The organism is Rhizobium sp. NLR22b (assembly GCF_019685295.1).
Lineage (GTDB): Bacteria > Pseudomonadota > Alphaproteobacteria > Rhizobiales > Rhizobiaceae > Rhizobium.
This window is the reverse complement of the sequence record NZ_JABDWM010000012.1, coordinates 68,639-94,060: the sequence shown is the minus strand read 5'-3', so window position 1 is coordinate 94,060 and position 25,422 is coordinate 68,639. Positions and strand designations below refer to the sequence as shown.

24 protein-coding genes and 1 riboswitch are annotated in these 25,422 nt (G+C 60.6%); of the genes, 9 read left to right on the top strand and 15 right to left on the bottom strand.

Going from position 1 to position 25,422, the window contains the following annotated elements; genetic code table 11:
• Positions 1 to 51 precede the first annotated feature (51 nt).
• Positions 52 to 876: an SAM-dependent methyltransferase gene (locus HJC00_RS19865; RefSeq protein ID WP_311044184.1), complete on the top strand. Its 825-nt coding sequence runs from the start codon at positions 52 to 54 to the stop codon at positions 874 to 876.
• Between the two features lie 202 nt (positions 877 to 1,078).
• Here the strand turns inward: HJC00_RS19865 and HJC00_RS19860 are convergent, their stop codons facing one another.
• Entirely contained in the window at positions 1,079 to 2,518 is a 1,440-nt protein-coding gene (locus HJC00_RS19860) for an FAD-binding oxidoreductase (protein WP_210631103.1), read from the bottom strand.
• A gap of 240 nt (positions 2,519 to 2,758) precedes the next feature.
• Here HJC00_RS19860 and HJC00_RS19855 point away from each other — a divergent pair, with 240 nt between their 5' ends.
• Positions 2,759 to 5,071, top strand: coding sequence for an NADP-dependent malic enzyme (locus tag HJC00_RS19855; RefSeq protein WP_210631102.1), 2,313 nt, complete (start codon positions 2,759 to 2,761; stop codon positions 5,069 to 5,071).
• A gap of 79 nt (positions 5,072 to 5,150) precedes the next feature.
• On the opposite strand, the gene HJC00_RS19850 is transcribed toward HJC00_RS19855, so the two are convergent.
• Genes HJC00_RS19850 through HJC00_RS19825 form a run of 6 tightly spaced genes read right to left on the bottom strand, consistent with a single transcriptional unit; the run spans position 5,151 to position 9,991 of the window.
• Positions 5,151 to 6,008, bottom strand: coding sequence for a transporter substrate-binding domain-containing protein (locus HJC00_RS19850; protein ID WP_221164520.1), 858 nt, complete (start codon positions 6,006 to 6,008; stop codon positions 5,151 to 5,153).
• Positions 6,009 to 6,042: 34 nt separating this feature from the next.
• Positions 6,043 to 6,810, bottom strand: a complete 768-nt coding sequence (locus HJC00_RS19845) for an ABC transporter ATP-binding protein (RefSeq protein WP_221164519.1) — start codon at positions 6,808 to 6,810, stop codon at positions 6,043 to 6,045.
• Positions 6,807 to 7,547, bottom strand: a complete 741-nt coding sequence (locus HJC00_RS19840; RefSeq protein WP_210631099.1) for an ABC transporter permease — start codon at positions 7,545 to 7,547, stop codon at positions 6,807 to 6,809. The genes HJC00_RS19845 and HJC00_RS19840 overlap by 4 nt, the downstream gene beginning before the upstream one ends.
• Positions 7,547 to 8,266 carry an ABC transporter permease gene (locus tag HJC00_RS19835; RefSeq protein ID WP_210631098.1) on the bottom strand — a complete coding sequence of 240 codons (720 nt, stop codon included), beginning with the start codon at positions 8,264 to 8,266 and terminating at the stop codon, positions 7,547 to 7,549. The genes HJC00_RS19840 and HJC00_RS19835 overlap by 1 nt, the downstream gene beginning before the upstream one ends.
• Positions 8,263 to 8,607, bottom strand: a complete 345-nt coding sequence (locus HJC00_RS19830) for a hypothetical protein (protein WP_221164518.1) — start codon at positions 8,605 to 8,607, stop codon at positions 8,263 to 8,265. The genes HJC00_RS19835 and HJC00_RS19830 overlap by 4 nt, the downstream gene beginning before the upstream one ends.
• Positions 8,567 to 9,991 (bottom strand): M20 family metallopeptidase, encoded by a 1,425-nt coding sequence (locus tag HJC00_RS19825; protein ID WP_221147611.1) that lies wholly within the window; start codon positions 9,989 to 9,991, stop codon positions 8,567 to 8,569. Before HJC00_RS19825 ends, HJC00_RS19830 begins: the two co-directional genes overlap by 41 nt.
• A gap of 175 nt (positions 9,992 to 10,166) precedes the next feature.
• Here HJC00_RS19825 and HJC00_RS19820 point away from each other — a divergent pair, with 175 nt between their 5' ends.
• On the top strand, positions 10,167 to 10,808 hold the full coding sequence (locus HJC00_RS19820) for a GntR family transcriptional regulator (protein ID WP_221164517.1): 642 nt from the start codon (positions 10,167 to 10,169) through the stop codon (positions 10,806 to 10,808).
• A 171-nt stretch (positions 10,809 to 10,979) separates the two neighbouring features.
• Here the strand turns inward: HJC00_RS19820 and HJC00_RS19815 are convergent, their stop codons facing one another.
• Positions 10,980 to 11,510 carry a ribonuclease H gene (locus tag HJC00_RS19815; RefSeq protein ID WP_221155806.1) on the bottom strand — a complete coding sequence of 177 codons (531 nt, stop codon included), beginning with the start codon at positions 11,508 to 11,510 and terminating at the stop codon, positions 10,980 to 10,982.
• 151 nt (positions 11,511 to 11,661) lie between these two features.
• On the opposite strand from HJC00_RS19815, the gene HJC00_RS19810 reads away from it, so the two are divergent.
• Positions 11,662 to 12,258, top strand: coding sequence for a demethoxyubiquinone hydroxylase family protein (locus HJC00_RS19810; protein WP_221155807.1), 597 nt, complete (start codon positions 11,662 to 11,664; stop codon positions 12,256 to 12,258).
• A gap of 102 nt (positions 12,259 to 12,360) precedes the next feature.
• Here the strand turns inward: HJC00_RS19810 and HJC00_RS19805 are convergent, their stop codons facing one another.
• The 3 genes from HJC00_RS19805 to HJC00_RS19795 all read right to left on the bottom strand — a co-directional run bounded on the left by HJC00_RS19805 (position 12,361) and on the right by HJC00_RS19795 (position 14,406).
• Positions 12,361 to 12,732, bottom strand: a complete 372-nt coding sequence (locus HJC00_RS19805; RefSeq protein ID WP_210631092.1) for a VOC family protein — start codon at positions 12,730 to 12,732, stop codon at positions 12,361 to 12,363.
• Positions 12,733 to 12,811: 79 nt separating this feature from the next.
• Positions 12,812 to 14,047, bottom strand: a complete 1,236-nt coding sequence (locus HJC00_RS19800) for an RNA polymerase sigma factor (protein ID WP_221155809.1) — start codon at positions 14,045 to 14,047, stop codon at positions 12,812 to 12,814.
• Positions 14,044 to 14,406 (bottom strand): YciI family protein, encoded by a 363-nt coding sequence (locus HJC00_RS19795; RefSeq protein ID WP_221164516.1) that lies wholly within the window; start codon positions 14,404 to 14,406, stop codon positions 14,044 to 14,046. The genes HJC00_RS19800 and HJC00_RS19795 overlap by 4 nt, the downstream gene beginning before the upstream one ends.
• Before the next feature lie 259 nt (positions 14,407 to 14,665).
• On the opposite strand from HJC00_RS19795, the gene HJC00_RS19790 reads away from it, so the two are divergent.
• The gene (locus HJC00_RS19790; RefSeq protein WP_210631089.1) at positions 14,666 to 15,763 is read left to right on the top strand and encodes a DUF2865 domain-containing protein; all 1,098 of its coding nucleotides are present in this window, start codon (positions 14,666 to 14,668) and stop codon (positions 15,761 to 15,763) included.
• A 3-nt stretch (positions 15,764 to 15,766) separates the two neighbouring features.
• Here the strand turns inward: HJC00_RS19790 and bluB are convergent, their stop codons facing one another.
• On the bottom strand, positions 15,767 to 16,456 hold the full coding sequence (bluB, locus tag HJC00_RS19785; RefSeq protein WP_221155811.1) for a 5,6-dimethylbenzimidazole synthase: 690 nt from the start codon (positions 16,454 to 16,456) through the stop codon (positions 15,767 to 15,769).
• A gap of 41 nt (positions 16,457 to 16,497) precedes the next feature.
• A riboswitch (cobalamin riboswitch) is annotated at positions 16,498 to 16,685 on the bottom strand.
• A gap of 322 nt (positions 16,686 to 17,007) precedes the next feature.
• Between bluB and HJC00_RS19780 the strand changes: the two genes are divergently transcribed.
• From HJC00_RS19780 to HJC00_RS19770, 3 genes are all read left to right on the top strand, one after another.
• Positions 17,008 to 18,885, top strand: a complete 1,878-nt coding sequence (locus HJC00_RS19780; protein ID WP_221155837.1) for a HAMP domain-containing methyl-accepting chemotaxis protein — start codon at positions 17,008 to 17,010, stop codon at positions 18,883 to 18,885.
• Between the two features lie 58 nt (positions 18,886 to 18,943).
• Positions 18,944 to 19,525, top strand: a complete 582-nt coding sequence (locus HJC00_RS19775; protein WP_221147603.1) for a hypothetical protein — start codon at positions 18,944 to 18,946, stop codon at positions 19,523 to 19,525.
• Positions 19,526 to 19,857: 332 nt separating this feature from the next.
• The gene (locus HJC00_RS19770; protein WP_221164515.1) at positions 19,858 to 20,925 is read left to right on the top strand and encodes a 3-deoxy-7-phosphoheptulonate synthase; all 1,068 of its coding nucleotides are present in this window, start codon (positions 19,858 to 19,860) and stop codon (positions 20,923 to 20,925) included.
• A 678-nt stretch (positions 20,926 to 21,603) separates the two neighbouring features.
• Here the strand turns inward: HJC00_RS19770 and HJC00_RS19765 are convergent.
• Both HJC00_RS19765 and HJC00_RS19760 read right to left on the bottom strand, forming a co-directional pair.
• Positions 21,604 to 22,434: a hypothetical protein gene (locus HJC00_RS19765; RefSeq protein ID WP_221164514.1), complete on the bottom strand. Its 831-nt coding sequence runs from the start codon at positions 22,432 to 22,434 to the stop codon at positions 21,604 to 21,606.
• 26 nt (positions 22,435 to 22,460) lie between these two features.
• Positions 22,461 to 24,140, bottom strand: a complete 1,680-nt coding sequence (locus HJC00_RS19760) for an NAD+ synthase (protein ID WP_221147600.1) — start codon at positions 24,138 to 24,140, stop codon at positions 22,461 to 22,463.
• A 189-nt stretch (positions 24,141 to 24,329) separates the two neighbouring features.
• On the opposite strand from HJC00_RS19760, the gene HJC00_RS19755 reads away from it, so the two are divergent.
• Positions 24,330 to 24,860, top strand: coding sequence for a DUF1003 domain-containing protein (locus tag HJC00_RS19755; protein ID WP_221164513.1), 531 nt, complete (start codon positions 24,330 to 24,332; stop codon positions 24,858 to 24,860).
• Between the two features lie 17 nt (positions 24,861 to 24,877).
• Here HJC00_RS19755 and HJC00_RS19750 read toward each other — a convergent pair whose 3' ends face one another.
• Positions 24,878 to 25,279 (bottom strand): GFA family protein, encoded by a 402-nt coding sequence (locus HJC00_RS19750; protein ID WP_210631080.1) that lies wholly within the window; start codon positions 25,277 to 25,279, stop codon positions 24,878 to 24,880.
• Between the last annotated feature and the right edge of the window lie 143 nt (positions 25,280 to 25,422).

Below are 25,422 nucleotides of genomic sequence, written 5' to 3'. Positions count from 1 at the left end.
AGGAGATCAAGTCTCGTACTGCAAGAAGTCCGTCGGCTAAACGCAAGGATGATGGCCGCGGCCACAGGCTCGCCGAATGAACGGTATGAACGCATTTTCGACCTTGTACCCCGCGAAGCCTTCCTTGGTCCCGGTCCGTGGCATATCGCCGTCCATCCTTGGAAGAAATCCTACCGGCATCGCTACATTGAAACTCCGAGCGACGATCCGGTGCATGTTAATCAGAACGTGCTGGTCGCACTTGATCGGACGAAGGGCATCAACAACGGCGAGCCCCTGTTGCATGCAGGTTGGCTCGGGAGCGTGAATCCACAGCGCGGCGAAGTGGTGACCCATATCGGAGCAGGCACTGGCTACTACACCGCAATGCTCTCGATGTTGACGCTCCCATACGGCAGCGTGCATGCCTTTGAAATCGATGACAATCTTGCTGAGCGTGCGCGTGAGAACCTCGTTCCCTTCGAAGGGGTTTCGGTTACTCATGGTGACGCTACTGTGCTGACGCTGCCGTCATCCGACGTGATCTACGTGAATGCCGGCGTTGTGGCCCCGCCAGCACATTGGCTCGAATCATTGCGTCCAGGCGGTCGTATGATCTTTCCTTGGCGCCCGAACGAGGATGTTGCCGTCACGATGCTCATCACTCGAGGTCAATCGGAATTCTCGGCGCAGCCATTAATGCCAGCTTGGTTCATTCCCTGCATTGGCGCAAGTGACCCTCGCCAGAGCCTTAGAGTCCCGGATCGCACCGGCGCACGAACCATCCGCTCCGCCTGGCTCACCAGAGATCGCAAACCCGACGAAAGCGCCGCCGCGATCTTCCGCGACGTATGGTTCTCCAACGATTCCGCAGCTCCAACCACAGTTGCCGCGTAATTCGCAATTCCGCGAAAAGCTGCCAGCGCTTGAAGTGCGGCAGCCTAATTTCGCAAACCTGTCGCAAAGGCCTGTCTCCTGCGACAAGAAGCGTTCCAATTGAGGTACAGCGTCGACATTGGTGGCTTGCCAATCACCTGCCTCCATCGGTCCAATACTCGTGCCTGACCAGACCGCTTGAGCCGACGCGCGTCGCGGCCCGTCACGCAGCCCGCACGGCCGCCATCGGCTTCACATTCTGGTTCATCCGGAACAGATTGTTCGGATCGTAGCGCAGCTTGATTTCGGAAAGGCGCGCATAATTGGCCCCGTAAGCCATTTCGACCCGATCGGTCTCGTCCTCCGGCATGAAGTTGATGTAGGCAGTACCCACAGCATGCGGTTTGGTTGCCTCAAAGAGTTCGCGTGCCCAGCCGATGCAGTTTCCGTCCATCTCGGATTCCCGCCAGCGTGCATGGACATTCATGACAAAATGCGAACTGCGCTGTGGAAATGCTGTGGCTTCGGTCGGCACGCGGCCGGCGGCGCCGCCGACATGGCCGATGAATATTTCGCATTCCGGCCCTGGCAACTTCCGCACGGCATTGGTGAGAACCTCGATCGCCGCATCGGAGAGGGAGGCGAAATCCTGGCTCTTCCAGTAGTTACGGGCGCCGGGCGTTAGAAGCGGGTCGAATGCCTGCTGCCAGCCGATGAATGGCATCGGGCCGACGATGTCGGCGATCGGCTTTCCGATCCCACGCAATCTCGCCGCCGCCTTTTCGCCCGCCGCCATGTCCCCGCAATAGCACATGGCGAGCACCACGATTTCCTTGCCGTGCCATTCAGCCGGCAGGAACGGCAGCGGCGGCGCCTGGCGCATCACCACCCAGCAGGTCAGCTCGTCGGGTGCTGTTTCCAGCGCCTCGCGATACTCTCTGAGAACTTTTTCCGCATCGGCGAAGGGATGCACCACCAGTCCGGCGAAAACTTCGGGATGGAGCGGGTTGAGCTGGAATTCGAAGGAGGTCACGACGCCGAAATTGCCGCCGCCGCCGCGCAGGGCCCAGAACAGGTCCGGCCGCTCGGTCTCGCTCGCCTTCACCAGTTCGCCATCGGCCGTCACCACATCCACCGAAATCAGATTGTCGAGGGTCAGCCCGAATTTCCGGGTGAGCCAGCCGAAACCGCCGCCGAGCGTCAGGCCGGCTATGCCGGTCGTGGAATTGATGCCGGTCGGCAGCACCAGCCCGAAAGCCATGGTTTCCTTGTCGACGTCGCCGAGCGTAGCGCCCGGCTCGATCCTGGCGCGGCGCGTCTCGGGATCGACCCGCACGGACTTCATTGGCGACAGGTCGATGACAACACCACCCTCGCAGACGGCATTGCCGGCAATGCCGTGCCCGCCGCCGCGCACCGAAACGAGCAGATTGTTATCGCGCGCAAGACGCACCGCGCGCACGACATCAGCTGCCCCTGCGCAGCGCGCAATCAGCCCCGGCCGGCGATCGATCATCGCATTCCAGATCGCCCGCGCCTCGCCGTAATTCACGTCGTTGCTGGTCAGGAGACTGCCGCGAAAACCGGCGGCAAACGCATCCATGGCCACGTCATTGACCATCGTCTGACCCCGCTGCAGGGTCGTGAGGTTCAAATTGTCCATGATTTCCTCCATGCGACCGGCGCCCCGCACCGTCGCGGCCAGCATCTTGCGCTCGCAGGGGGCGTCAAACAAGTTTTCCAAAAGGATTAGTACTGGCGATGCCGATACTCGGCCGGCCTGCGGCGTCGTGGGACACGCCCGTCTCGCGAAAACTTCTTCCAGCCCTCATTTCCATACTGTCGCCCGTATCCGATTGATGTATGGAGGGAACTCCAGAAAAAGACGTGCACGGAGGCGGCAATGGATCACCAGGATAAATCCAAGACGGACAAGAACCTGCCGGGCGGCGATCTCGACGAGCAGGCGCTCTTCTTCCATCGCTATCCCCGCCCCGGCAAGCTGGAGATCCAGGCGACCAAGCCGCTCGGTAACCAGCGCGATCTCGCGCTCGCCTATTCGCCGGGTGTCGCCGCCCCCTGCCTTGCCATCCGGGACAACCCGGAAATGGCAGCCGAATATACCTCGCGCGCCAATCTCGTCGCCGTGATTTCCAACGGCACCGCCGTGCTCGGACTCGGCAATATCGGGCCGCTGGCTTCGAAGCCGGTCATGGAGGGCAAGGCCGTGCTCTTCAAGAAATTCGCCGGTATCGACGTCTTCGACATCGAGATCGACGCCGCGAGCGTCGAACAGATGGTCTCGACCGTTTCCTCGCTGGAGCCGACCTTCGGCGGCATCAACCTTGAAGACATCAAGGCGCCGGAATGTTTCGAGGTCGAGCGGCGCCTGCGCGAGAAGATGAAAATCCCGGTCTTCCACGACGACCAGCACGGCACCGCGATCATCGTTGCCGCCGCGATCCTGAACGGGCTGGAACTCGCCGGCAAGGCGATCGATAACGTCAAGATCGTCGCCTCGGGCGCGGGTGCGGCCGCCCTTGCTTGCCTCAATCTGCTGGTGACGCTCGGCGCCAAGCGCGAAAATATCTGGGTCCACGATATCGAAGGCCTCGTCTATGAGGGCCGCACCGAACTGATGGACGAATGGAAGTCCGTCTATGCCCAGAAGAGCGACACGCGCACGCTCGCCGAAAATATCGGCGGCGCCGATGTCTTCCTCGGTCTCTCGGCCGCCGGCGTCCTGAAGCCGGAGCTGCTGGCGCAGATGGCCGACAAGCCGCTGATCATGGCGCTCGCCAATCCCACGCCGGAGATCATGCCGGATCTCGCCCGCGCTGCCCGCCCCGACGCAATGATCTGCACCGGCCGCTCGGACTTCGCCAACCAGGTCAACAACGTCCTCTGCTTCCCCTACATCTTCCGCGGCGCGCTCGATTGCGGCGCCGAGACGATCAACGAGGAAATGAAGATGGCCGCCGTGCGCGCCATCGCAGCGCTTGCCCGCGAAGAACCCTCCGATGTCGCTGCTCGCGCCTATTCCGGCGAGACCCCGGTCTTCGGCCCCGACTATCTGATCCCTTCCCCCTTCGATCCGCGCCTCATCCTGCGCATCGCCCCTGCCGTCGCCAAGGCCGCCGAACAGAGCGGCGTCGCGCGCCGCCCGATCCAGGATTTCGACGCCTACCTCGATCAGTTGAACCGCTTCGTCTTCCGCTCCGGCTTCGTCATGAAGCCGATCTTCACTGCGGCAAAGGCCGCCGAGCGCAAGCGCGTCATCTTCTCCGAAGGCGAGGATGAGCGCGTGCTGCGCGCCGCCCAGGTGCTGCTTGAGGAAGGCTTGGCCAAACCGATTCTGATCGGCCGCCCGCAGGTCATCGAGACACGCCTCAAGCGCTACGGTCTGCGCATCCGGCCACTGCAGGATTTCGAGGTCATCAACCCGGAAGACGATCCGCGCTTCCGCGAATATGTCGATCTCTATTTCTCGCTCGTCGGCCGCCGCGGCGTCATTCCGGAAGCCGCCCGCACCATCGTGCGCACCAACACGACCGTCATTGGCGCGCTGGCGCTGAGGCGCGGCGAGGCCGATGCGCTGATCTGCGGCCTGGAAGGCCGCTACGAAAAGCACCTCCGCGACGTCCGCCAGATCATCGGCAAGCGCAAGAATGTCCGCGATTTCTCGGCCCTCAGCTTGATGATCTCGCAGCGCGGCGCCACCTTCTTCACCGACACTTACGTGACCTTCAACCCGAGCGCAGAAGAGGTCGCCGAGGCGACGGTGATGGCGGCCGAGGAAATTCGCCGCTTCGGCATCACGCCGCGCGCCGCCCTCGTCTCGCATTCCAATTTCGGCTCGCGCGAATCCGAAAGTGCGACCAAGATGCGCAACGCCCTGCAACTCATTCGTGAAACCGCGCCCGATCTTGAAGTCGACGGCGAAATGCACGGCGAAAGCGCCATCACCGAAGCGCTGCGCAAGCGGGTCATGCCGGATACGACGCTGCATGACGAGGCGAACTTGCTCGTCTTCCCGAACCTCGACGCCGCCAACATTACCTTCGGCGTGGTGAAGTCGATGACAGACGGACTGCATGTCGGCCCGATCCTGCTCGGCGCCGCCCTGCCCGCTCACATTCTTGCTCCCTCGGTCACTTCCCGCGGCGTCGTCAACATGGCCGCACTCGCCGTCGTCGAGGCATCGCAGCCGGCATAAGCCGGCTTTGCGACCAGGAGATTCACGGATAACCAGCACTCGCCGAGATATTTCGCAAGTGCTGGCATCCTGCCGCGTTTTACCTCGGCGTTACGTCAAAGCCGAACCACTTCTGCGATAGCTTGACGATCGTGCCGTCCGCCTTGGCTGCTGCGATCGCGTCATTGAACATGGCTTTCAGTTTGATATCCTCCTTACGCAAACCAACCGAGCTGCCTCGCCCGAGCATGCCGCCCTGGAAACGAGGGCCTGTGACGATCAAGTCCTCGTTGCCCGGCTTTGCCGCCGCTGTCGAGAGATATGCCATCGACGCCATGACGAGGTCGACGCGACCGGCCTTCAGATCGAGATCGTGCTGTTCCGTCGTCTTGTACTCACGGATATCGACGACGCCCTTCAAATATTTGTCGAGGAAGGTCGCGGCGATCGATGCAGTCTGCACGCCGATTGTCTTGCCCTTGAGCAACGGCTCGAGCTGCTTCAGCGCAGCGACAGCGCCGGCCTCGTCCGTTGCGAGCGAAAACACCTCTCCCTTCAAAGGCAGAGTGGCAAGCGGGGAGTCTTTCAATGTCGCAAAGGTCTGCCCGGTCGTGCCGTAGGAATCACTGAAGGCAATGACCTCCTCACGCTTGGCGGTTGCAGACATCCCCGAAATGATTGCGTCGAACTTTCCGGCATTCAGGGCCGGGATCATACCGTCAAAAGGCTGGATCACGGTCGTGCATTCGACCTTCATATGGGCGCAAAAATACTTGATCAGCTCGATTTCGTAACCATCCAGGCTACCGTCTGCCTTGGTGAAGTTCCACGGCCGAAACGCTCCCTCGGTCGCAATCGTCACATGTGTCCAGTTCTTCTCCTCGGTGCGTGCCGCCGTGGAAATGGCTAAGGTGGCGACCATAGTGATCGCGGCCATGATTGCGGTCAGGTATTTCATACTTGAGTTCCCCTTCTTGATTGAGCCTGATGAACTATTGATTGATGAACTGGCGGAAGCGCTCCGACTTCGAATTCGAGAAGACATCCTGAGGTTTGCCCTCTTCCTCGACCACACCCTTGTGTAAAAAGACAACGCGGCTGGAGACGTCGCGCGCAAATCCCATCTCATGTGTGACGACCAGCATGGTGCGCCCTTCCTCTGCCAAGGCGCGCATGACGCGCAGAACCTCTCCCACAAGCTCCGGATCGAGCGCCGATGTCGGCTCATCGAAGAGCATCACCTTTGGATGCATGGCCAGCGCGCGGGCAATGGCGGCGCGCTGCTGCTGGCCGCCGGAAAGATGAGCGGGATAGAAATTGCGTTTATCGGCGATGCCGACTTTAGCGAGCAAAGCTTCAGCTTCCTCGATGCATTCGGCGCGTGAACGGCGCTGAACATGGATCGGCGCCTCGATAAGGTTTTCCAGGACCGTCTTGTGAGACCAGAGATTGAAACTCTGGAACACCATGCCGAGCTGAGAGCGGATACGGTCGACCTGCCATCGATCCGTCGCGCGGTGTGCGCCGCCGGCACTGCGCTGCATCGAGATCGTTTCGCCGGCAACGGTCACTTCACCGGAATCCGGCGTTTCCAGCAGATTGATGCAACGCAGGAACGTCGATTTCCCGGAGCCGGACGAACCGACAATGGAGACGACATCGCCTTCCAAAGCATCAAGGGAGATGCCCTTGATGACTTGTACAGGCCCGAAGCTCTTGTGCATGTCGCGCACGCTGAGGGCGATTGGTGTAGCCGTCATCGATGTTCTCCTGCAGGGGTCGCCACAACGGCATTCTCTCGGTTGACGGGAGGAGGCGCGCGCAAATGCGGGCTAAGCCTGTACTCGGCGAATTGAATGAGACGCGTCAGCAAGAAATTGAGGGCGAGATAGATGGCCCCGGAGACAACGAAGACCTCGATTGCCCGGTAGGTCTCGGAGATGATCTTCGCGGCAACTCCGGTTACCTCCATCAGCGTAATGATCGAGGCAAGCGATGTCGCCTTGACCATCGAGATCATCTCGTTGCCGTATCCGGGCAATGCCTGTCGGATTGCCAGCGGCAGGACGATCCGGCGAAACATCAGAAAACGGTTCATGCCGCAGGCGCGGGCAGCCTCGACTTGACCGTGCGGTACCGAGAGCATGCCGCCGCGAATGATCTCGCTGGCGTAGGCCGCGGTATTCAAGGTCAGCGCCAGAACCGCGCACCAGTAAGGATCGCGGAGAAACGGCCAGAAGACGCTGTGCCGTATGGCTGGAAACTGACCGAGACCATAATAGATGAGAAATATCTGCACCAAGAGCGGCGTGCCGCGGAAGACAAAGACATAGAGCCGCGCGAACCAGTCCAGCGCTGCCACACAGGAGAGGCGGGCAAGCGCCAGCAGCATCGCCAGAATGGCCCCAAGGCAGATCGACGTCACGGCAAGCTCGAGCGTCAGCGGAATTGCGAAGACCAGGCTCAGAAATGTTTCCTGGAGAAAGGGCCAGTCCATCACGCCCTCCTCACGCCGCGCGACAGGCGCCGCTCCGCCTGCCGGATGACGAGGCTCGAAACTGTCGAGATCATCAGGTAGATCGCGCCGGCCATCAGGTAGAAATCGAATGGAAGCCCGGTCGACCCCGCGCCGACCTGGGCTTGGCGCAGGAGCTCGGCAACACCGGTGATCGATACCAGTGCCGACTCCTTCAGGACGACCTGCCAGACATTGCCGAGACCGGGAAGCGCGTGACGTAGGGTCAGCGGCGCAACGATCCGCCGCAGACGAAGCCAGCGCGGCATGCCGCAGGCGATAGCCGCCTCGATCTCACCCGGATGGACCGCCTTGAAACCACCTCGCAGCACTTCCGTGAACTGAGCGCCGGAGGTGACGCCCACGGCGAGGGAGCCGGCAAGAAAGCCCGGAAAGCCGAGGAAACCTTCGGCGCCGAAAAGCCGGCCCACCGCCGTAACCACGGCGCTACCGCCGAAATAGAAGAGATAGATGACCAGCAGATCGGGAATGCCCCGCAGCACCGTTGTATAAGCGTCGGCGACTGCGCGAGCAAAGCCGTTACCTGCAATCTTGGCCCATGCCCCAAGCGTCCCAATACAGGCGCCGACGGCATAGCCGGCGATTGCAACAAGGATGGTCATCCACGCTCCGGCTAGAAGAGCATGGCCCCAGCCATCCGGACCGAAGCCGGCAAGCTCGAAAAAACCAGGCTGGCTCATGTTGCTGCCCCGGAAGAGCATGTTTTTGCAGGAACTGACATTGTCATAGCGTGGCTGGTTGACTGAACGACGCCGACCGTCTTGCCTTTGAGGGCTTCGCCGATTCCGGCAATCACCGGATCGGCCTTGGACTTGTCGTTCAAATTCGGCCGTTCGCCGAGCATCGGCAGAGGAGACACCGGCCGGTCCTTCAGATGCAGAAAGCTCACGAGCTCCTCCCGCGTTCCGGACAATTTCACCCGACGGGCAAACTCGCGGATAAGCGCTGTCAGGCGTTCACGATCGGGCTGCAAGTCCTGGTTAGGCATCAGCCTGCTCCGGCAATGGCGGCTCAACGTCATCCGGGATCGGATTGATGAAAGGCGTACGCTCCAGACGCGCCCTGTGATCGGCCTTGGCAGCTTCGATCAATCCGGGGTTACCGATGAGATCGGCGGCCGTGCTCGCCATCACCTTGGCCGCGTGTTCGGTTCCCTTGTGGGCAGCCGGCAGCTTCCCTTGCGCAACCAGCTGCCAGGAATGTCCTGGCGTTCCGACAGCATAGGTAGCTCCTCGCATCTGCACGGTCGGCACCACCCAGCTGACGGTCCCGACATCGGTGGAACCGACCAATGTGCCGTCACCGGCATTCAACGGAAAAATCTCCTCGCAGAGCGGCTGGTCCTCCTTCGGTTTCAGCGCGAAACGACCATAGGACGCTGCGATATCCTCTGCATTGAAGGTCTGCTGGAACTTGCGGGCCATTTCTCGATCCGCGTCATCGAACACGGGCGGGCCAAGGCGCTGCAGATGCGAGAACATGCATTCTTCGAGTGGTGTATTGCCGACGAGGTTGGCGTCGCCGCTGACGATTTCACTGCGGACGGCCGTCTCGGTCATCAGAGCCGCACCTTCGGCAACCTTCTTGACGCGGGCGACCAGAGACAGGAGTTCCGGCAAGGTCCTCGCGCGGACGAGATAGCGTACCGTCGCGCGCGCCTGCACGACGTTAGGCGCCCCGCCGCCCGCATCAGTGATAGCATAGTGGATGCGCGCGGTCGAAGGCATGTGCTCGCGCATATAGTTGACGCCGACATTCATAAGCTCCACCGCATCGAGAGCGCTACGGCCGAGATGCGGTGTGGCGGAGGCATGCGATGCGCGGCCCGAAAAATGGAAATTGATCTCATTGCAGGCGAGCGAAATGGGGTTATTGACCCCGGCAAAGGCTGCCGGATGCCAGGAGATCGCGATATCGACGTCGTTGAAAACGCCGGCGCGCACCATGAAGCCCTTCGAAGAGCCGCCTTCCTCGGCCGGGCATCCGTAATAGCGCACCCTTCCCTTCAAGCCGCTTTCGGCCAGGAAATCCTTGATCGCGGCGGCAGCGAGCATGGATCCGGCTCCGAGCATGTTATGGCCACAGCCATGACCATTGCCGCCGTCGACCAAGGGGCGCTGCTCGGCAATACCGGCCTCCTGGCTCAGTCCCGGCAGCGCGTCGAACTCGCCAAGAATTGCAATGACCGGGCCACCCTCGCCTGCCTCTCCCATGACTGCTGTCGGCAGACCGGCAATGCCGCGCTCGACACGAAAGCCTTCCCTTTCCAGCATGCGGGCGTGCTCTTCGGCGGATTGATATTCGAGGTAATTGGTCTCGGGAATATCCCAGATGCGATCACTCAACTCGAAGAACGACGCGCGCTTTCTCTCGACTATTTCCCAAACCGCATCGGAGTTCTGCATGGATATACAATCCGCCTCGTATAATGGTAATCAAATTGGCGCCAATTTTATGCTCCAATTGAATCGGACACGCAAGCCATGAGCTTGGAATATTTTTCAGGCTGTCAATCGGCCTCGTTGTTGGCCTGGGGAGAGCTATGATAGTCATCGCCGAAATCGGGCTGGGGAGAACTACATGAATTCGCTGAAAAGCGGAGCGACGGCGCAAGCACAAGAGCCGCAAACCTCCGATGTGACCGAACTCATTCTCCAGGATATCCTTGCCGGCCGTCTCCCGCCTGGAACCTGGTTGAAGCAGATCGATCTCGAAAGGCGGTATAACTGTACGCGACCCGAGGTCCGCAGAGCTCTCGACAGATTGGTGCAGAAGCGACTGGTGGAGCATGTCCCCAATCGAGGTTATCATGTCCATGAGCAAGACGGGCGCCGCGCCCAGGAGGTCAGCGACATTCGCGTCATCCTCGAAGTCGCCGTCAGCGACCGCATCATCGCGAATGCGAGCGAGACGGATATTGCGAACTTGCGGGTTCTAGCTTCACGCTTCGACGATCTGGTGCTGAACGGCACCATGCTTGAACTTTACGAAGCCAATCTCGCCTTCCACCGCCATCTGCTTGCTCTCGCAGGCAACCAGGAACTCGTGGAACTGATCACGGAGATTCGGCAGCGGACATCCTCTGCGCCGGTGTCGCAGTGGCGAACGCGCGCCCGCATCGAGCAATCCGGTCGCGAACATCAACAGATGGTCGATGCGATAGAGAGACGCGACACCGATGGTCTGATGGAGCTGACGCGCAGGCACATTCTTCAAGCTTGATCGGCCTCGATGACGCGGCAGCTGTTGCTGGAACTTGGGATAACCGGAAATCGCTGGAGGGTGCATTTTTCGCCACCTCCGGCATGACCTCGTGGCTTTTATGCAATGGAACCGCCTGGAGTTTTGGCGCCGTGCCATCTCAACCATCCGCAGCCAGTTGATATCCCCATATCATGCACCTCGTACCGACAGCCGCCCTCCATACGCAAGCTCATCCGCGCGTTCGTTGCCGGCTATGCCGGAATGGCCCTTGCACCAGGCAATGGTCACCAGGGCGTTCTGCGAGAATTGAAGATCGACCGCTTTCCAGAGTTCCGCATTAGCGATCGTCCGGCTTCGGGCGTTCCCATTCGGACTGCTTTTCTTCCAGCCGTTATTCTTCCAAATGTGCCGCCTGTCGTTGCAGCCTTTGACGGCATAGATCGAATCCGACCAGATGGTCGCGGCTTCGCCCGTTGCTTCGCTATTGATCCACATGATTGCCTTCAAGACGGCGGTCAATTCCATCGAATTATTGGCGGAATCACGCATACCGCCGAAGCTGGACGCGATTTCCGCAGCCTCGCGATAGGCGACGAAGGCCCAGCCTCCGTGCCCGGAACCGGGGTCATAACAACCGTCCACAAAGACGTGGAGACCGTGGCTTTTCGGTAGTCCGGCCGTCGTTGTGGGGGAGCCTAGCTCATTGGAAATGCCCGCCATTTTCGCCTTCGCTGCGCCCCGCCCGGACCGGCGCGATTTGCGACGGCCACCCGAAGCCGACATTGGAATTGAACGTTCCCTTGTGTCAACTATTGACGACCGTGGGGCCGACAGCGCCTACTGCCGATGGGAAACTGTGAGGGGCAGCGCCATGGACAATCCGTTGAGCAGGGCCGGCAAGCGGGATCATGCCGTAACCGTTCGCCGTATTCTCAAGGTCAATCACGCCGGCGAATTCGGCGCAATTCGCATCTACGGGGCACAGATCTGGATGGCCCGTCGGCTGTTTCCTGAGATCGGGCCCGCACTTCGCGAAATGCGGGACGACGAGATCGAGCATTGCCGCCTGTTTCGCGACGCGATGCCATCCAGGAATGCCAAGCCATGTCGCGTCATGGCATTCTGGAGCCTCGGCGGTTATCTGCTCGGTTTCCTGACGGCCCTCGGCGGGCGTAACATGATCTGGGTCTGCACCGAGGCGGTTGAAAGCACAGTTCACCGCCATCTCGAAGATCAATTGATCTTCCTCAAGAGCCGCGATCCACAGCTTCACGGCCTCATCGCTTCGATCCAAGAAGAGGAGTTGGCGCATCTCAGGGAGGCCGAGAGGAACCAGACGAAACGCGGCATCGGCCACGCCCTGCTTCTGCCAGTCATCGCCGCGCTCACGGACCAGATGATCTGGCTCTCGACATGGGGAGACTCAAGCTGGATGCGTGCCGAAATAGCCCGCTCCAAGGGTGTTTGATGGTCTGGCAGCCGCTTCTGGCGCCATTCAGTCATCACCGGTCTTGGCCCAAAGCAGGCATTGCTCTGGGCCAAAGGGCTCAATGGTCTGGAGACGGCGAAGTCAGTTCTTCGCAGGTGGCTTGGGAGGCTCGGCCAGGTTGATCCGGTTGCCCTCACCGTCGAATATCTGAGCCACGAGCCCAAAGTCGCCTTCGATTTTGTTGGCGAGTTGCAAGCCCTGACGCGAAAGCCTTTCGAGCTCAACCTCGAGCTCGCGGACGACGATCGTTATGATCCCGTTGCCGGCGCGTTTGTCATCCTTCCAGACCTGCAGGCCGGCCCCGCCCATGTTACGCCACTGAGCCATGCCCGCTATCGGTTTGCTATCTGCGGGGCGTCCCATGAGCTTTTCATACCAGATGAGCGCCTCGTCAAAGTTGGAAACGGTGGCGGAGGCGAAGATGCTCTGGACAGTTATTGAAGTGGTGGTCATGTTGTACTCCTTGTTGGACAAATGGATGTCGTGCAGGAGTTCTCGATTTCGACAGGCCGCGCAAAAAAGCTTGCGGTCATCACAAAACTTTTGAGCGCTGTTCTTCGAGGTGGCGCCGTTCTGCCTCCGACCAACACAATCCGATAGCGACCGTGAAAGCTTCCGCCGCCTCGACATGCCTGCCTAGCTCGGCGCAAATCTGCGCGCGGGCCGTCCAGTACGGCAGGTAGTCGGCCATTCGCGGATCGCCGGCAAGCGCATGTATGTCACCAAGAGCCGCGTCTGCCTGCCCTATCCGCACGAGAGCCACGGACCGATTGAGCGTCACGACGGGCGACGGAGCAATCCTGCCCAGCACGTCATAGAGGGAAACGACGTCCTGCCAGTTTGAGATGCCGCTCAAACGGCGCGCGACATGGGCAGATTGGATGGCCGCCTCTATCTGGTAGCGGCCAGTCGGACCCTTTGCGTTGGCTTCTCGCAGGAGACCCTCGGCGAGGCGCAATTGATCGTGATCCCAAAGTCCGACATCCTGGCTGTCCAGCGGTACGAATGCACCGTCGGGGGCCCTGCGGGATGATCGCCGCGCCTCCGTATAAAGCATCAGCGCAAGAAGACCTTTCGGCTCCGGCTCATGCGGAAGCAGGGATACAACCACGCTTGCAAGCCAGATTGCCTCTTGTCCAAGCGCTTCCGCCCTGTCGATGTCCATCCACCCGCTGGTATAGGCGGCGTAGATGGAGGCGAGTATCGGCGGCAGCCGGTGCGATAGTTCCTCCTTTTCCGGCACGAGGAACGGAATTTTCCCATCCCTGATCCTCGCCTTGGCTCTTACGAGCCTCTGGCCCATGGCCCTCGGAGAGACGAGAAACCGCGCGGCGATGTCTGCAGCGGTCAGGCCCAGCACGGTCTGGAGGATCAGCGGCGTTCGCGCGGAGGCATCGATGCCGGGATGTGCGCAGGCAAACATGAGCGCCAGTCGCCTGTCCGCAATTTCCTCATCCATTTCCGCCGCTGCCGAGAGTTCCTCGGCGATGAGGGTAAGACGATCGGCGCTCTTCGCCTTCACTTTGTCCTTGCGCCAGTCGTCGAGCTTGCGCCTGCGCGCGATCGTCAACAGCCAGGCATCGGGGTTATCGGGCACGCCATCGACAGGCCATTTTTCGAGAGCCGTGAGGAAAGCAGTCGCGAGCGCATCCTCGGCGGACGCGATATCACCCAAGCGCGCGCCAAGATAGGCGACGAGGCGACCATAGCTCTCGCGCGCCACTCGCTCTGCTACACCTCGGGCAACGGTGGAACCCGAAACCGTCATCCTGCATGTTCCGACGCATCCCTGATGCGACGAACCTCAACCGTTCCCCAGGACGCAGCAGGGCAGCGCGCCGCCCATTTGTTGGCTTCGTCCATATCGGCAACGTCTATGATAAAGTACCCACCGAACTGTTCGCGAATATCCGCATAAGGGCCGTCCAGAACACTGACGTCATTCCCTTGAACGCGAACGACACTCGCCTCAGAGGAACCGACCAGGGCATTGCTGGAGACGAATGCTGCCGCTTTCTCCAGCGCTTGCTGATAGGCATACATCTGGCCCATGAAGCGCGCCATGTCCTCGGGCGCTATGGACTTCCCGGCAGCTTCGTCCGCATGCAGCATCAGCATGTAGCGCATTTGCTTTATCCCCAGTGAAAACCAATCCCCAGCAGGAGCGAGCTGGGAGAATAACAATTCGGATGAAGAAGGGAACTGCTGTTAACGGCTGCAGTGTCCGTCGCCGGGGCAACGCTGTTGCCCGCATCTTCTGGATAAAATCCCGAAAATGCGCTAGGAATTGATCCAAGCTTATTAAGAGAAATACCTTAAGAGACAAGGTACGGCGAATGGACGCCACCTTTGACCGATCGACACTTTCTCACTTCCGGACGATGCCGTGAAACGCCGAAACCTGTCTCTTGCTCTTGTGCTTGCGCTGGCATCGCCGGCTGCCGCACAGAGCAGCGCCGTCTGCAACGACCTGCGTGGTCGCCTGGCCGACCTACCACGATCGATCGGCAACAATAACGGGCAGGAAGCGCGCCAATATGCCAGCGCAATCGCCGAGCAGAACCTCGAGCTGCGCAAGGTCCGCAACGATCTGCGCAGCTATGGCTGCACCTCGGGTAGCATGGTGGTGATCGGCGGCGAGAATGCCGATTTTTGCGCCGAGCTTTCTGATGCCGAAGCCCGGATGGTCGACAATATCCGTTATCTCCAGGATCAGCGCGACGAGTTGCGCAGCCAGGCCGGCGATGACGACGCGCGCCGGGAATTGACGGCGGCCCTCGAACGCAATGGCTGCAGCAGCGACAATTTCTATGCCCCGACCGAGCGCAGCGCCAGCGATCCTGCCCCAAGCGTCGAGGAACAGGCGATGCGCACCGACACCTTCATCCCGCTTGGCGGCGGTGAAGAGGCCGATCCATTTTACGGCCTGCCGAGGGCCGAAATGTTTTCGCCGGTCAGCACCATTTGCGTTCGCAGCTGCGACGGCGGCTTCTTCCCGATCAGTTCGAACACCACCTCGGTCGATTTCGGCCGCGATGCGCAGACCTGCGCCAAGATGTGCCCCGGCATCGAGACCGAGCTCTTCTATCGCGACGTGACCAGCACCGAAGCCTCGAACATGATCTCGGTCGCAACAGGCGCGCCCTATAGCGCCATGAAGAACGCCTTTGCCTACAAGAACCGCGCTCCCGGCGAGAAAAATACCTGCGCCTGCAATCTGACCGCCTATTACGAGGAGATGCGCGGCAAGCAGACCCTGGGCGAACCGCCGCAGCAGGGCTCGATCACGACGGTCCGCACCAATCCGCCGGCGAAAGATACTGCGGCAGCAGCAGTCCCGCCGCAGCCATCCGTTCCCGAGCGTCCCTACGACCCCACGCAGAACAAGGTCCGTCAGGTCGGCCCGCAATTCCTTGCTGGCGACCAGGGCTCGATCGACCTTGCCAATCCGGCGACGCCGGGCCCGCAACCACAACAGCAGTAATTGCTAAGGGTCGTTGCGTCCCCATCCGTCGTGGAAAACCAGTTCCTCGAGCGGCAGCCGCTGCCGCCAGCCTTTGACCGAGAGTTCCGGTTCATCATAAAGCCGATCGACAAAGCCGGCGCAGAGCCAAGCGACCACCTCGATATGCTCGGGTATGCCGAGAATTGATTTCAGGTCGCCTTCACGAAAGATGCTGACCCAGCCGATGCCGACCCCTTCGGCGCGGGCCGCAAGCCAGAGGTTCTGGATGGCGCAAACGGTCGAATAGGAATCCATCCGCGGATTGTGCGTCCGTCCCAGCACCACGCTGCCGCCGCGAGTGGGATCGCAGGTCACGCATATGCCGAGCGGCGCCTCCACGATGCCTTCGAGCTTGAGGGACCGATAGGCCTGCCGCCGCTCGCCTTCGAACATCGACGCCGCCTCTTCGTTGGCCTTGGCAAAGGCGTCGCGCACGCGCGCACGGACAGCTGGACTATTCACCAGAATGAAATTCCATGGCTGCATGAAGCCGACCGACGGCGCATGATGGGCGGCTGTCAGGAGCCGCGCCACGACGTCGTCGGGCAACGGATCGGGCAGGAACTGGCTGCGCACGTCACGCCGCGTCATGATCGCGTGATACACGGCTTCGCGCTCGGCCAGCGAAAAACCGGACGCCGCCGAAAGGGCATCCGCATCAAAGGGTCGCATCGTCAAATCCCCAACAACGCAACCGCCCGCCGTCCGCGCGGGTTGGGTCTATCTCGCCAGGCCGGTCTTCTGACTTGGCTTCATCCATCTGCCGCAGCCTTCCCGGCAAAAGCCAGTGGCGCGATGAAGCGGCAGACGTCGGCCTTACAGCGTTGGGCACGTTCCGGCCTTGCACCGGATTCCCGATTCTCCCGCCTGGACGGCGGGCACCTGACGGCGCATCTATTTCAGGAAACCGACGCGGCGGCAAGTGCACGCAGACCGAACCTGAAACCACGGCTGCATATGGCTGATCGAGGGGCGGATCACCGGGCAGACAACCCCCTCCTCGGCGATCTTTTGGTCGCAGGAGGAAACAGCCTCTGTGTGCCCGCCCATCCTCCTCTACTTTATGATTTATTCACACATCAAATCCACACTGCCTTTGCGCGTTTTGGGTCGCAAACTCCGACATGGGCATGAGCGCTCGTGATGTGACCGTCAGCGTCGATGCCGCGCTGATGTGCCGGTCGCGAAGATGGTCGACCGAGCCGCAATTCCAGGCTCCACGGATGTTCCAATTCTTGAAAACGATGCCCCTGACAGCCAAGCTGGCGGCGATTATCGTTGCCGTCAATCTCTGCGGCATTTCCGCCTTGGCCACCTATACATGGATGTATGAAACCCGGGCGCTGGTTGACGGCGCCCACGCAAATTGGTCCAAGGATGCGGAGCAGTTTGCATCTCTGGCCGCCGGCGGCGTCAAATGGGGCAAGGCGAACGCCGTTCGCGAGGCTTATTCGCTGTATCGTGACGATCCCTCGCTCGATCTTGTGCAATTTGCCGCATTCAACGCAGAGCTCGCTGCCGTCGACAGCTGGACCCGCGACGGCGTTTCCGGTTTGCCAACGCCGGCCGACCTGGCGACCCGCCTCAGCGCAAAACCCGACAAAACGACGATCGATGACAGCGGAATGTCCGCCGGTTTGGTCACGATTATCGCGCCGCTGCCGCTGGACAAGTCGGGCAAGACAACCGGCTACATCGTCACGAACTGGTCTGTCGAAAAAATCACTTCCGAAGTCCGCCAGAAGGTCCTCGTTTCGCTGCTCACGCAGTCCGCCATCACCGTTCTCGCCGTCATCGCTTTCCTCCTCGCCATGCGCAGCCTCGTTGGCAGGCCGCTCAGGATCCTCAGCAAACGAATTGGCGCGCTGCAGAATGGCGACCTCGCCTCCTCCGTCGCCTACAAGGAGAATGGCGACGAAATCGGCTTCCTCGCCCGTGCGCTGGAGGTCTTCCGTCACGAGGCGATCGCAAAGGTCGAAAGAGAGCAAGTCACTGCCGAGCAGACCGCCTCGTTCGACGCCGAACGGGCCCGCAACGCATTGCTGACGGAAGAAGCCGGCAACAGGCAACGGCTGGTGATGACCACTCTTGCGAACGCATTGGAAAGACTGGCCGCCGGCGACTTCTCGATCCAGCTTGCCGATCTCGGCCCTGAATTCGATAAATTGCGGCAGGACTTCAACAACATGGTCCAGGCCGTCGCAGCCGCGCTGACAGAGATAAAGATCGCTTCCGTCGCGGTTGAGGGCGGATCGAGCGAGCTGGCTTCCTCCGCAGATCAGCTGGCCAAACGGACCGAACAGCAGGCGGCAGCACTGGAACAGACCGCTGCGGCACTAGATGAAGTGACGACGACAGTCAAAACATCGTCGCAGCGGGCTGAAAATGCTGGACAATTGGTCGAGGAAACCAAGCGAGGTGCTCACGTCTCGGCGACGGTGGTGCGCGACGCGATCGGCGCGATGGACCGGATCCAAACCTCCTCCAGTCAGATCGGCCGCATCATCGGCGTCATCGACGAAATCGCATTCCAGACGAATCTGCTGGCGCTGAATGCCGGCGTCGAGGCCGCACGTGCCGGCGAGGCCGGCAAGGGATTTGCGGTTGTCGCACAGGAGGTTCGTGAACTCGCCCAGCGCTCGGCAAATGCGGCAAAGGAAATCAAGAACCTGATCAACGTTTCCGGCCAAGAGGTTGCTGCCGGCGTCGGGCTGGTGAACGAGACCGGCGACGCTCTCCTGAAGATCGAGGAGCAGATCAACCGCATCAGCGACAGCATCGCTACCCTCGTTCAGTCCTATCGCGAGCAGGCGACCGGTCTGCAGGAAATCAACGGCGCGATCAACCAGATGGATCATGCGACGCAGCAGAACGCGGTGATGGTCGAAGAAACGAACGCGGCCTGCCAGGAACTGCTGTCGCAGGGACGCCGGCTGCAGGATTCGGCCGGCCGGTTCCTCGTCGGCGCATCCTTGGCGAGTCAGCCCAGGCCGGTCCAGCCGAGCGCCAGTCAATCTCGTCCGGAAACCAGAACCGTCGTGCCGCGGCTTGCAGGAAATGCAGCCGTTGCCGCTTCTCCCGGTGCCTGGGAGGAGTTCTGACGCCGCCCCCCCGACGAGACTTTATTTTTCAGCAACTGATCACAGGAAGGGAACAGTTATGAAGAGAGTTGTGACCGCATTGCTTTTCACCTCTGCCGCTATCGTCGCGCCCATGAGCGTATCGATGGCTGAGGATGCCAAGCTTGCCCCTATCGCCGACTACGTGAAGAGCGACGTGAAGCCCTGGCTGAACGATCCCGCCATCATCGAGGCCATCAAGGCGCAGGACACTGCGAACGCCAAGCTGAGCGAAGCCGACATCGACGCTCTCGACAAGAAATGGCGTGGCGAGGTCGACGGTTCCGACCATTCCATGATCGATGGCGTGCTTGGCAATGCGCTGTCGAAATTCCTTCAGGCGAAGAAAGAAGCGTCTGGCGGCAAGATTACCGAGATCTTTGTCATGGACGCAAAAGGGCTGAATGTCGGTCAAAGCGACGTCACCTCCGACTACTGGCAGGGCGACGAGGCGAAATTCCAGAAGTCCTTCGGCGCCGGCAAGGATGCCGTCTTCGTCGACGAGATCGAGAAGGACGAATCGACCCAGACACTGCAGTCGCAGGCAAGCATCACGATCTCGGACGAAGCGGGAACGCCGATCGGCGCGGTCACCGTCGGCGTGAACGTCGACGCCCTCTGATTGCGGCATGCGCATTTTTCGCGCGAATTATAGACCATATGGCCCGGAAGTGGACGCTTCCGGGCCATAGGCTTTGCCTCCCGAACCAGGAAGCCGCTCCCTCGAACGGTGGTTTCAGCTTGCAAATTTTGCGTGACAATGGACGGCGGCGACGCTACATACGCGCCATGTCCACGACTTCAATCTACGCCTCGCGATTTTATTCGTACCGCTGCTCCCAGCGGATGCGGGCCCGTGCGTAACTGAATTCGACGCGACGACCACCCGAACAGCCGCTAGTCTACCTGGCGGCTTTTTTCTTCCGCACGGTACGACCAAACAGGAGCCATGCCGTGCCCGACACCATCGATGATCTGCGTATTCTCGAGATCACCCCGCTGACCAAACCCGCCGATATCATCGCGGAAATTCCCCGAACCGCTTCAGTCAGCGAGACGGTGACCAGCAATCGCAATGCCATCCATCAAATTCTCAAGGGTGAAGACGATCGCCTGATCGTCGTCATCGGCCCCTGCTCCATCCACGATCCGGTTGCCGCACGCGAATATGCCGCGCGGTTGGCCGAGCAGCGACAGCGCTTCTCCAGCGATCTGGAAATCGTCATGCGCGTCTATTTCGAAAAGCCCCGCACCACGGTCGGCTGGAAGGGCTTGATGAACGACCCGCATCTCGATGGCAGCTACCGTATCGAGGAAGGGCTGAGAATTGCCAGACGCCTGCTGCTCGACATCAACGCGATGGGCCTACCCGCCGGCGTCGAATTCCTTGAGACGATCACGCCGCAATACATCGCCGATCTCGTCAGCTGGGGTGCGATCGGCGCGCGCACGACCGAGAGCCAGATCCACCGCCAGCTCGCCTCCGGACTCTCCTGCCCGATCGGTTTCAAGAACGGCACCGATGGAGGCGCTCGCGTCGCGATCGACGCGATCCTGGCTGCTTCACAACCGCATCACTTCCCGGCCGTCACCAAGGACGGACAGGCGGCAATCGCCTCGACAAAGGGCAATGAGGACTGCCATATCATTCTGCGCGGCGGCAAGCGCCCGAACTATGAGGCGGCCGATGTCGAAGCCGTTGTCGGTGATGCCATCAAGTTTGATGTCGATCCACGCATCCTCATCGACGCAAGTCACGCCAACAGCAGCAAGGATCCGATGAACCAACCACGAGTGGTTAAGGACGTTTCCGGACAGATTGCCGCCGGCAATCACCACATCAAGGGTATGATGATCGAAAGCAACCTCGTCGCCGGGCGCCAGGATCTCACGCCCGGCAAGCCGCTGGTCTACGGCCAGTCCATCACCGATGGCTGCATCGGCTGGGATATGTCGGTGGAAGTACTTGAGGATCTCGCCAAGGCTGTCCGCGACCGCCGCAAGGCCGTTGTTGCGGCTTAGGCGGCCGCATTCAACGCGGCGGGCAGACCCGCCGCCCATTCAAAAATGGCTTGTGGAGTCGGCGGCATCGATGCAATCGTACGCCGTATGACTGAATATTTTGAGGACAAGAAACTTGATTGCCGCTCCTGCTCGCTTGCTTTTAGCCTGTTGTATAGCGTCAACCTTGGGATTCAGTGCCGAGCTCGCCAAGGCTGACACAGCTGATAGCCCAAGCGTTTTTAAATTAGGTAGCTCGTTAGATGAGGCCAGGCGCATCTCAAGCGAGCGGGGTTGGAACGTAAGGGTGCTTTCACCTGAGCTGCCCGGTCAATGGTATGTTGATGGCGCAGAAGTTAGTCTTGTCGTTTGCGATAACAACCAAATCGTCGCGGTGACGAAAACACGAGATGGAGGCGTTGATGAGTTCGCCTCGATCGTGTTCTATTCGTTCACATCCAAGTATGGTCGACCGGAGACGACCGTAGTGGCATTTCAGTCGGGACCGACCACAGTTTCAAGTATTGATTCAAAATTTCCCCCTTCCGGGGGTGAGTCTGTTTCGGTGCAACTACAAAGCATCGGAGGGCACTCAAGAGTTACTGTGCACCGCGCTTCTGAAACATTGTGTCCGGCCGAAACGGCCCCCGCTAATCAGTGACTGCCCATCCCGCCATCATGAACTGGCGGTGCGCCCTCTCAAGATTTCGCCGGAAAATACCGTACATAGGCGAATTCCTCGCCATCGGGGGACCAGTTCGGCACGTTGATCGTGCCCTGCCCGCCGAATAGCTCGAACAGCGTCTTCAGGTTGCCACCGTCCATATCCATCAGCCGCAGCCGCACGTCGAGGTCGCGCGGATGGTCGAAAACCGATGGATCGTAGGACAGGATCAGCACCTTGTCATTGCTGGGTGACGGATGGGCGAACCAGTTCCCTTGATCATCCGAAGTCACCTGTTGGAGACCCGTGCCATCGGGGTGGATGCGCCAGATCTGCATCAGCCCGGTGCGGCTGGAGTTGAAATAGATCCATTGCCCGTCGGCGGAATAATCCGGCCCGTCGTTACGGCCCTCGCCATGGGTCAGCCGCGTCTCGACGCCGCCATCGACGGAGATGGTATAGATATCGAAGAGGTCGTCGCGAATGCCGCAATAGGCCAGCTGACGCCCGTCCGGCGACCAGCCGTGCCAGTAGGATGGCTGGTTTTGAGTGACGAGCCGCGGCGTGCCGCCTTCGATCGGCAGGATATAGATCGCTGACTTGCCGAATTCGGTCTTGTCGGAGATGACGATCTCGGTGCCATCAGGCGAGATACCATGGTCATTGTTGCAGTTGACGGCAAAGCCGGTATCGACCTTGACTACCTCGCCGCCATTGAGCGGCAGCCGGAAGAGCAGCCCGTCGCCGTTGAGCAGGAGATAGGAACCATCGGGCGAGAAGTTCGGCGCTTCCACCAGCCTGTCCGTCTGCCAGACCTCGCGAGCCCTGCCCGTCCTGACATTGTAGATCTCGACCGAGCTTCGCATATTGCCTCCCCGATATGTCGATTACGTCAGCGATCGCGGAATCGGTTGGTGATCGGATAGCGCCGGTCGCGGCCGAAGTTCTTCTTGGTGATCTTCACGCCCGGCGCCGATTGCCGGCGCTTGTATTCGGCGAGATAGAGCAGGTGCTCTACCCGGTGAACGGTCGCGACGTCATGGCCGCGCGCGACGATCTCCTCAACCGCCATCTCCTTCTCCACCAGGCACTCGAGAATATCGTCGAGAACGGGATAAGGAGGCAGCGAGTCCTGGTCCTTCTGATCGGGACGCAGCTCGGCCGATGGCGCCTTGTCGATGATATTCTGCGGGATTACCTCGCCCGACGGCCCCAGCGCAGTCGGCGGCACATTCTCGTTGCGCCAGCGCGCCAGCGCATAGACCTGCATCTTGTAGAGGTCCTTGATCGGATTGAAGCCACCGTTCATGTCACCATAGAGCGTGGCGTAGCCGACCGACATTTCCGATTTGTTGCCCGTCGTCACCACCATCGCGCCGAACTTGTTGGAGATCGCCATCAGGATGACGCCGCGCGCGCGGCTCTGCAAGTTCTCCTCGGTGATACCACTCTCTGTACCCTCGAAGAGGTTGGACAGCGCGCTGCTGAATCCGGTTACTGGCTGCTCGATCGGTACGATGTCATAACGGCAACCGAGCGCCTTGGCGCAGTCGGCTGCATCCTTCAGTGAATCTTCCGAGGTGTAGCGATAGGGCAGCATGACCGTTCGCACCCGCTCCTCTCCGAGAGCATCGACCGCGATCGCTGTGCAGATCGCCGAGTCGATGCCGCCGGAAAGGCCGAGAACGACGGTTTTGAAGCCGTTCTTGTTGACGTAGTCGCGGAAGCCGAGCAGGCAGGCGCGGTAATCGGCCTCCTCGCCTTCGGGGATACGCGCCATCGGCCCTTCGGCGCAGTGCCAACCTGCTTCCCGACGTTTCCAGGTCGTCACTGCAAGCGCCGTCTCGAACTGGCTCATCTGGAAGGCGAGCGATTTGTCGGCGTTGAAGGCGAAGCTCGCCCCATCGAACACGAGCTCGTCCTGGCCTCCGAGCTGGGCGGCATAGATCAGCGGCAGGCCGGTCTCCAGCACCTGCTTCAGCACCACCTGATGCCGGATATCCACCTTGCCTCGATAATAGGGAGAACCATTGGGCGACAGCAGTATCTCCGCCCCGCTTTCGGCAAGCGTCTCGCAAACGCCGAGTTCGCCCCAAATATCTTCACAGATCGGAATGCCGAGCCGCACGCCGCGGAAATTCACCGGCCCCGGCATGGCCCCCTGCACGAAGACCCGCTTCTCGTCGAACTCGCCGTAATTCGGCAGATCGACCTTGTCGCGCACCGCGACGACCTTGCCGCCGTCGAGCACGGCAACAGAATTATAGCGCCCCGTCTCATCCTGCCTGGGGAATCCGATGATGACGCCCGGCCCGCCATCGGCGGTGTCGGCCGCAAGGCTTTCCACCGCGTTCCAGCAGGCGCGGATGAAGGCCGGCTTCAGCACCAGGTCCTCCGGCGGATAGCCGGAGATGAAAAGCTCGGTCAACGCGAGTAGGTGCGCGCCCTCTCGGGCTGCCTCGGCGCGCGCTTCACGTGCCTTGGCAAGATTGCCGGCGACATCGCCGACCGTTGGATTGAGCTGGCCGATCGCGATGCGGAAGATATCGGAGAGAGCGTTTTCCTGTGTCATGTCATCTGTTTAGCCTGCGGCTCCCGTTACCGCAACACGTTCGCGGCCAAAGCGTTGCATCGGGCTCACGAATTTTTTGTGAACAGGCGCGCTGAAGGCTTACGGCACCGATGCATTGCAATTTACCGGCGGAGCGGAATACTGACGCGCGAAAGCGGCAACATCGATAACGGTCATCGGAAACAGGCCATGAATAATCTCTCGAATTTCGTGCACCATCATTTCGACAAACCGGCCGAAGAACTCGGCGACACCGAAAAGCGCGTGCTGGCGAAAGCGCACGAGCGCAAGATCATCTCGACCGACGTCAACGCCGCCTTTTCTGCCGAGGCCTCGTTTGGAGAACGTGTCGCCGACAGCATCGCCCGTGTCGGCGGCTCATGGTCATTCATCCTCGGCTTCCTGGCCTTCCTCGTCGTCTGGACGGTGATCAATACCATCGTTTTGGCGAGTGGCGCTTTCGACCCCTACCCCTTCGTCTTCCTGAACCTGATCCTGTCAATGCTCGCCGCCATCCAGGCGCCCATCATCATGATGTCGCAGAACCGCCAGGCCGAGCGCGACCGCTTCGAGGCCGCCAAGGATTACGAAGTCAACCTCAAGGCCGAACTCGAAGTGCTCTCGCTGCATCAGAAGATCGACATGAGCGTGCTGACCGAACTGACGGCGCTGCGCGAAGACGTCGCGCGTCTCACTGCCGCGCTCGCGACCAAGACCTGACGCGAGGCATCCTCACATCAACCAGGCGGATACCTGTCATATTGCGGCAGACCGTCTGATATCTCGTAGAAATCGCCCTTGTCGGCGCAGTAGATATGGTGGCTGAAGGTGAGGCCGCTCGGTTCGTCGAAAGTGCCTGCCATCACCGAGACTTCCGATCGTCCGTCACCCTGCCAGAACAATGCCGAGCCGCAATTCGAGCAGAAGCCGCGCTGCGCCTCTTCGCTGGACCGATACCAGCGGATGGCTTCTGCTCCCTCGATCGAAAGAGAGGCGCGCGGCACGTTGACCGCGGCATAGTAAAATCCCGTCTGCCGGCGGCATTGCGAGCAATGGCAGCCAACCACCGGTCCTGGCTTCGCCGCGATTGAATATCGCACGGCGCCGCAAAGGCAGCCGCCTGTGTTTTGTTCGCGCATGATCGTTCTCTCCTCGCTCCTGGAGAAAGTGCGGCCACTCGGCCCTGCCGTCAAATCCATTCCCCTGAACGAGCGATCAGAAATCTTGAAGGTGCACGCCAAAAGCGGCACTCGCCCAAGCATGGCTGGCGACCCCTCGCTGT

Excerpts from the sequence above, each read along its gene's own strand:
- HJC00_RS19795 (WP_221164516.1), bottom strand. The coding sequence starts at position 14,406 with ATGCGCTACATGCTGATGCTGCATGCGGACGAAGCTGCCGGGAAGTCC.
- HJC00_RS19850 (WP_221164520.1), bottom strand. The coding sequence starts at position 6,008 with ATGAAATACCTGACCGCAATCATGGCCGCGATCACTATGGTCGCCACC.
- HJC00_RS19865 (WP_311044184.1), top strand. The coding sequence starts at position 52 with ATGGCCGCGGCCACAGGCTCGCCGAATGAACGGTATGAACGCATTTTC.
- HJC00_RS19765 (WP_221164514.1), bottom strand. The coding sequence starts at position 22,434 with ATGCGAAGCTCGGTCGAGATCTACAATGTCAGGACGGGCAGGGCTCGC.
- HJC00_RS19815 (WP_221155806.1), bottom strand. The coding sequence starts at position 11,510 with ATGGCGGGCATTTCCAATGAGCTAGGCTCCCCCACAACGACGGCCGGA.
- HJC00_RS19810 (WP_221155807.1), top strand. The coding sequence starts at position 11,662 with ATGGACAATCCGTTGAGCAGGGCCGGCAAGCGGGATCATGCCGTAACC.
- HJC00_RS19820 (WP_221164517.1), top strand. The coding sequence starts at position 10,167 with ATGAATTCGCTGAAAAGCGGAGCGACGGCGCAAGCACAAGAGCCGCAA.
- HJC00_RS19855 (WP_210631102.1), top strand. The coding sequence starts at position 2,759 with ATGGATCACCAGGATAAATCCAAGACGGACAAGAACCTGCCGGGCGGC.
- HJC00_RS19830 (WP_221164518.1), bottom strand. The coding sequence starts at position 8,607 with ATGACGTTGAGCCGCCATTGCCGGAGCAGGCTGATGCCTAACCAGGAC.
- HJC00_RS19825 (WP_221147611.1), bottom strand. The coding sequence starts at position 9,991 with ATGCAGAACTCCGATGCGGTTTGGGAAATAGTCGAGAGAAAGCGCGCG.
- HJC00_RS19775 (WP_221147603.1), top strand. The coding sequence starts at position 18,944 with ATGAAGAGAGTTGTGACCGCATTGCTTTTCACCTCTGCCGCTATCGTC.
- HJC00_RS19760 (WP_221147600.1), bottom strand. The coding sequence starts at position 24,140 with ATGACACAGGAAAACGCTCTCTCCGATATCTTCCGCATCGCGATCGGC.
- HJC00_RS19800 (WP_221155809.1), bottom strand. The coding sequence starts at position 14,047 with ATGACGGTTTCGGGTTCCACCGTTGCCCGAGGTGTAGCAGAGCGAGTG.
- HJC00_RS19780 (WP_221155837.1), top strand. The coding sequence starts at position 17,008 with ATGTTCCAATTCTTGAAAACGATGCCCCTGACAGCCAAGCTGGCGGCG.
- HJC00_RS19860 (WP_210631103.1), bottom strand. The coding sequence starts at position 2,518 with ATGGACAATTTGAACCTCACGACCCTGCAGCGGGGTCAGACGATGGTC.
- HJC00_RS19755 (WP_221164513.1), top strand. The coding sequence starts at position 24,330 with ATGAATAATCTCTCGAATTTCGTGCACCATCATTTCGACAAACCGGCC.
- HJC00_RS19805 (WP_210631092.1), bottom strand. The coding sequence starts at position 12,732 with ATGACCACCACTTCAATAACTGTCCAGAGCATCTTCGCCTCCGCCACC.
- HJC00_RS19845 (WP_221164519.1), bottom strand. The coding sequence starts at position 6,810 with ATGACGGCTACACCAATCGCCCTCAGCGTGCGCGACATGCACAAGAGC.
- HJC00_RS19840 (WP_210631099.1), bottom strand. The coding sequence starts at position 7,547 with ATGGACTGGCCCTTTCTCCAGGAAACATTTCTGAGCCTGGTCTTCGCA.
- bluB (WP_221155811.1), bottom strand. The coding sequence starts at position 16,456 with ATGCGACCCTTTGATGCGGATGCCCTTTCGGCGGCGTCCGGTTTTTCG.
- HJC00_RS19750 (WP_210631080.1), bottom strand. The coding sequence starts at position 25,279 with ATGCGCGAACAAAACACAGGCGGCTGCCTTTGCGGCGCCGTGCGATAT.
- HJC00_RS19835 (WP_210631098.1), bottom strand. The coding sequence starts at position 8,266 with ATGAGCCAGCCTGGTTTTTTCGAGCTTGCCGGCTTCGGTCCGGATGGC.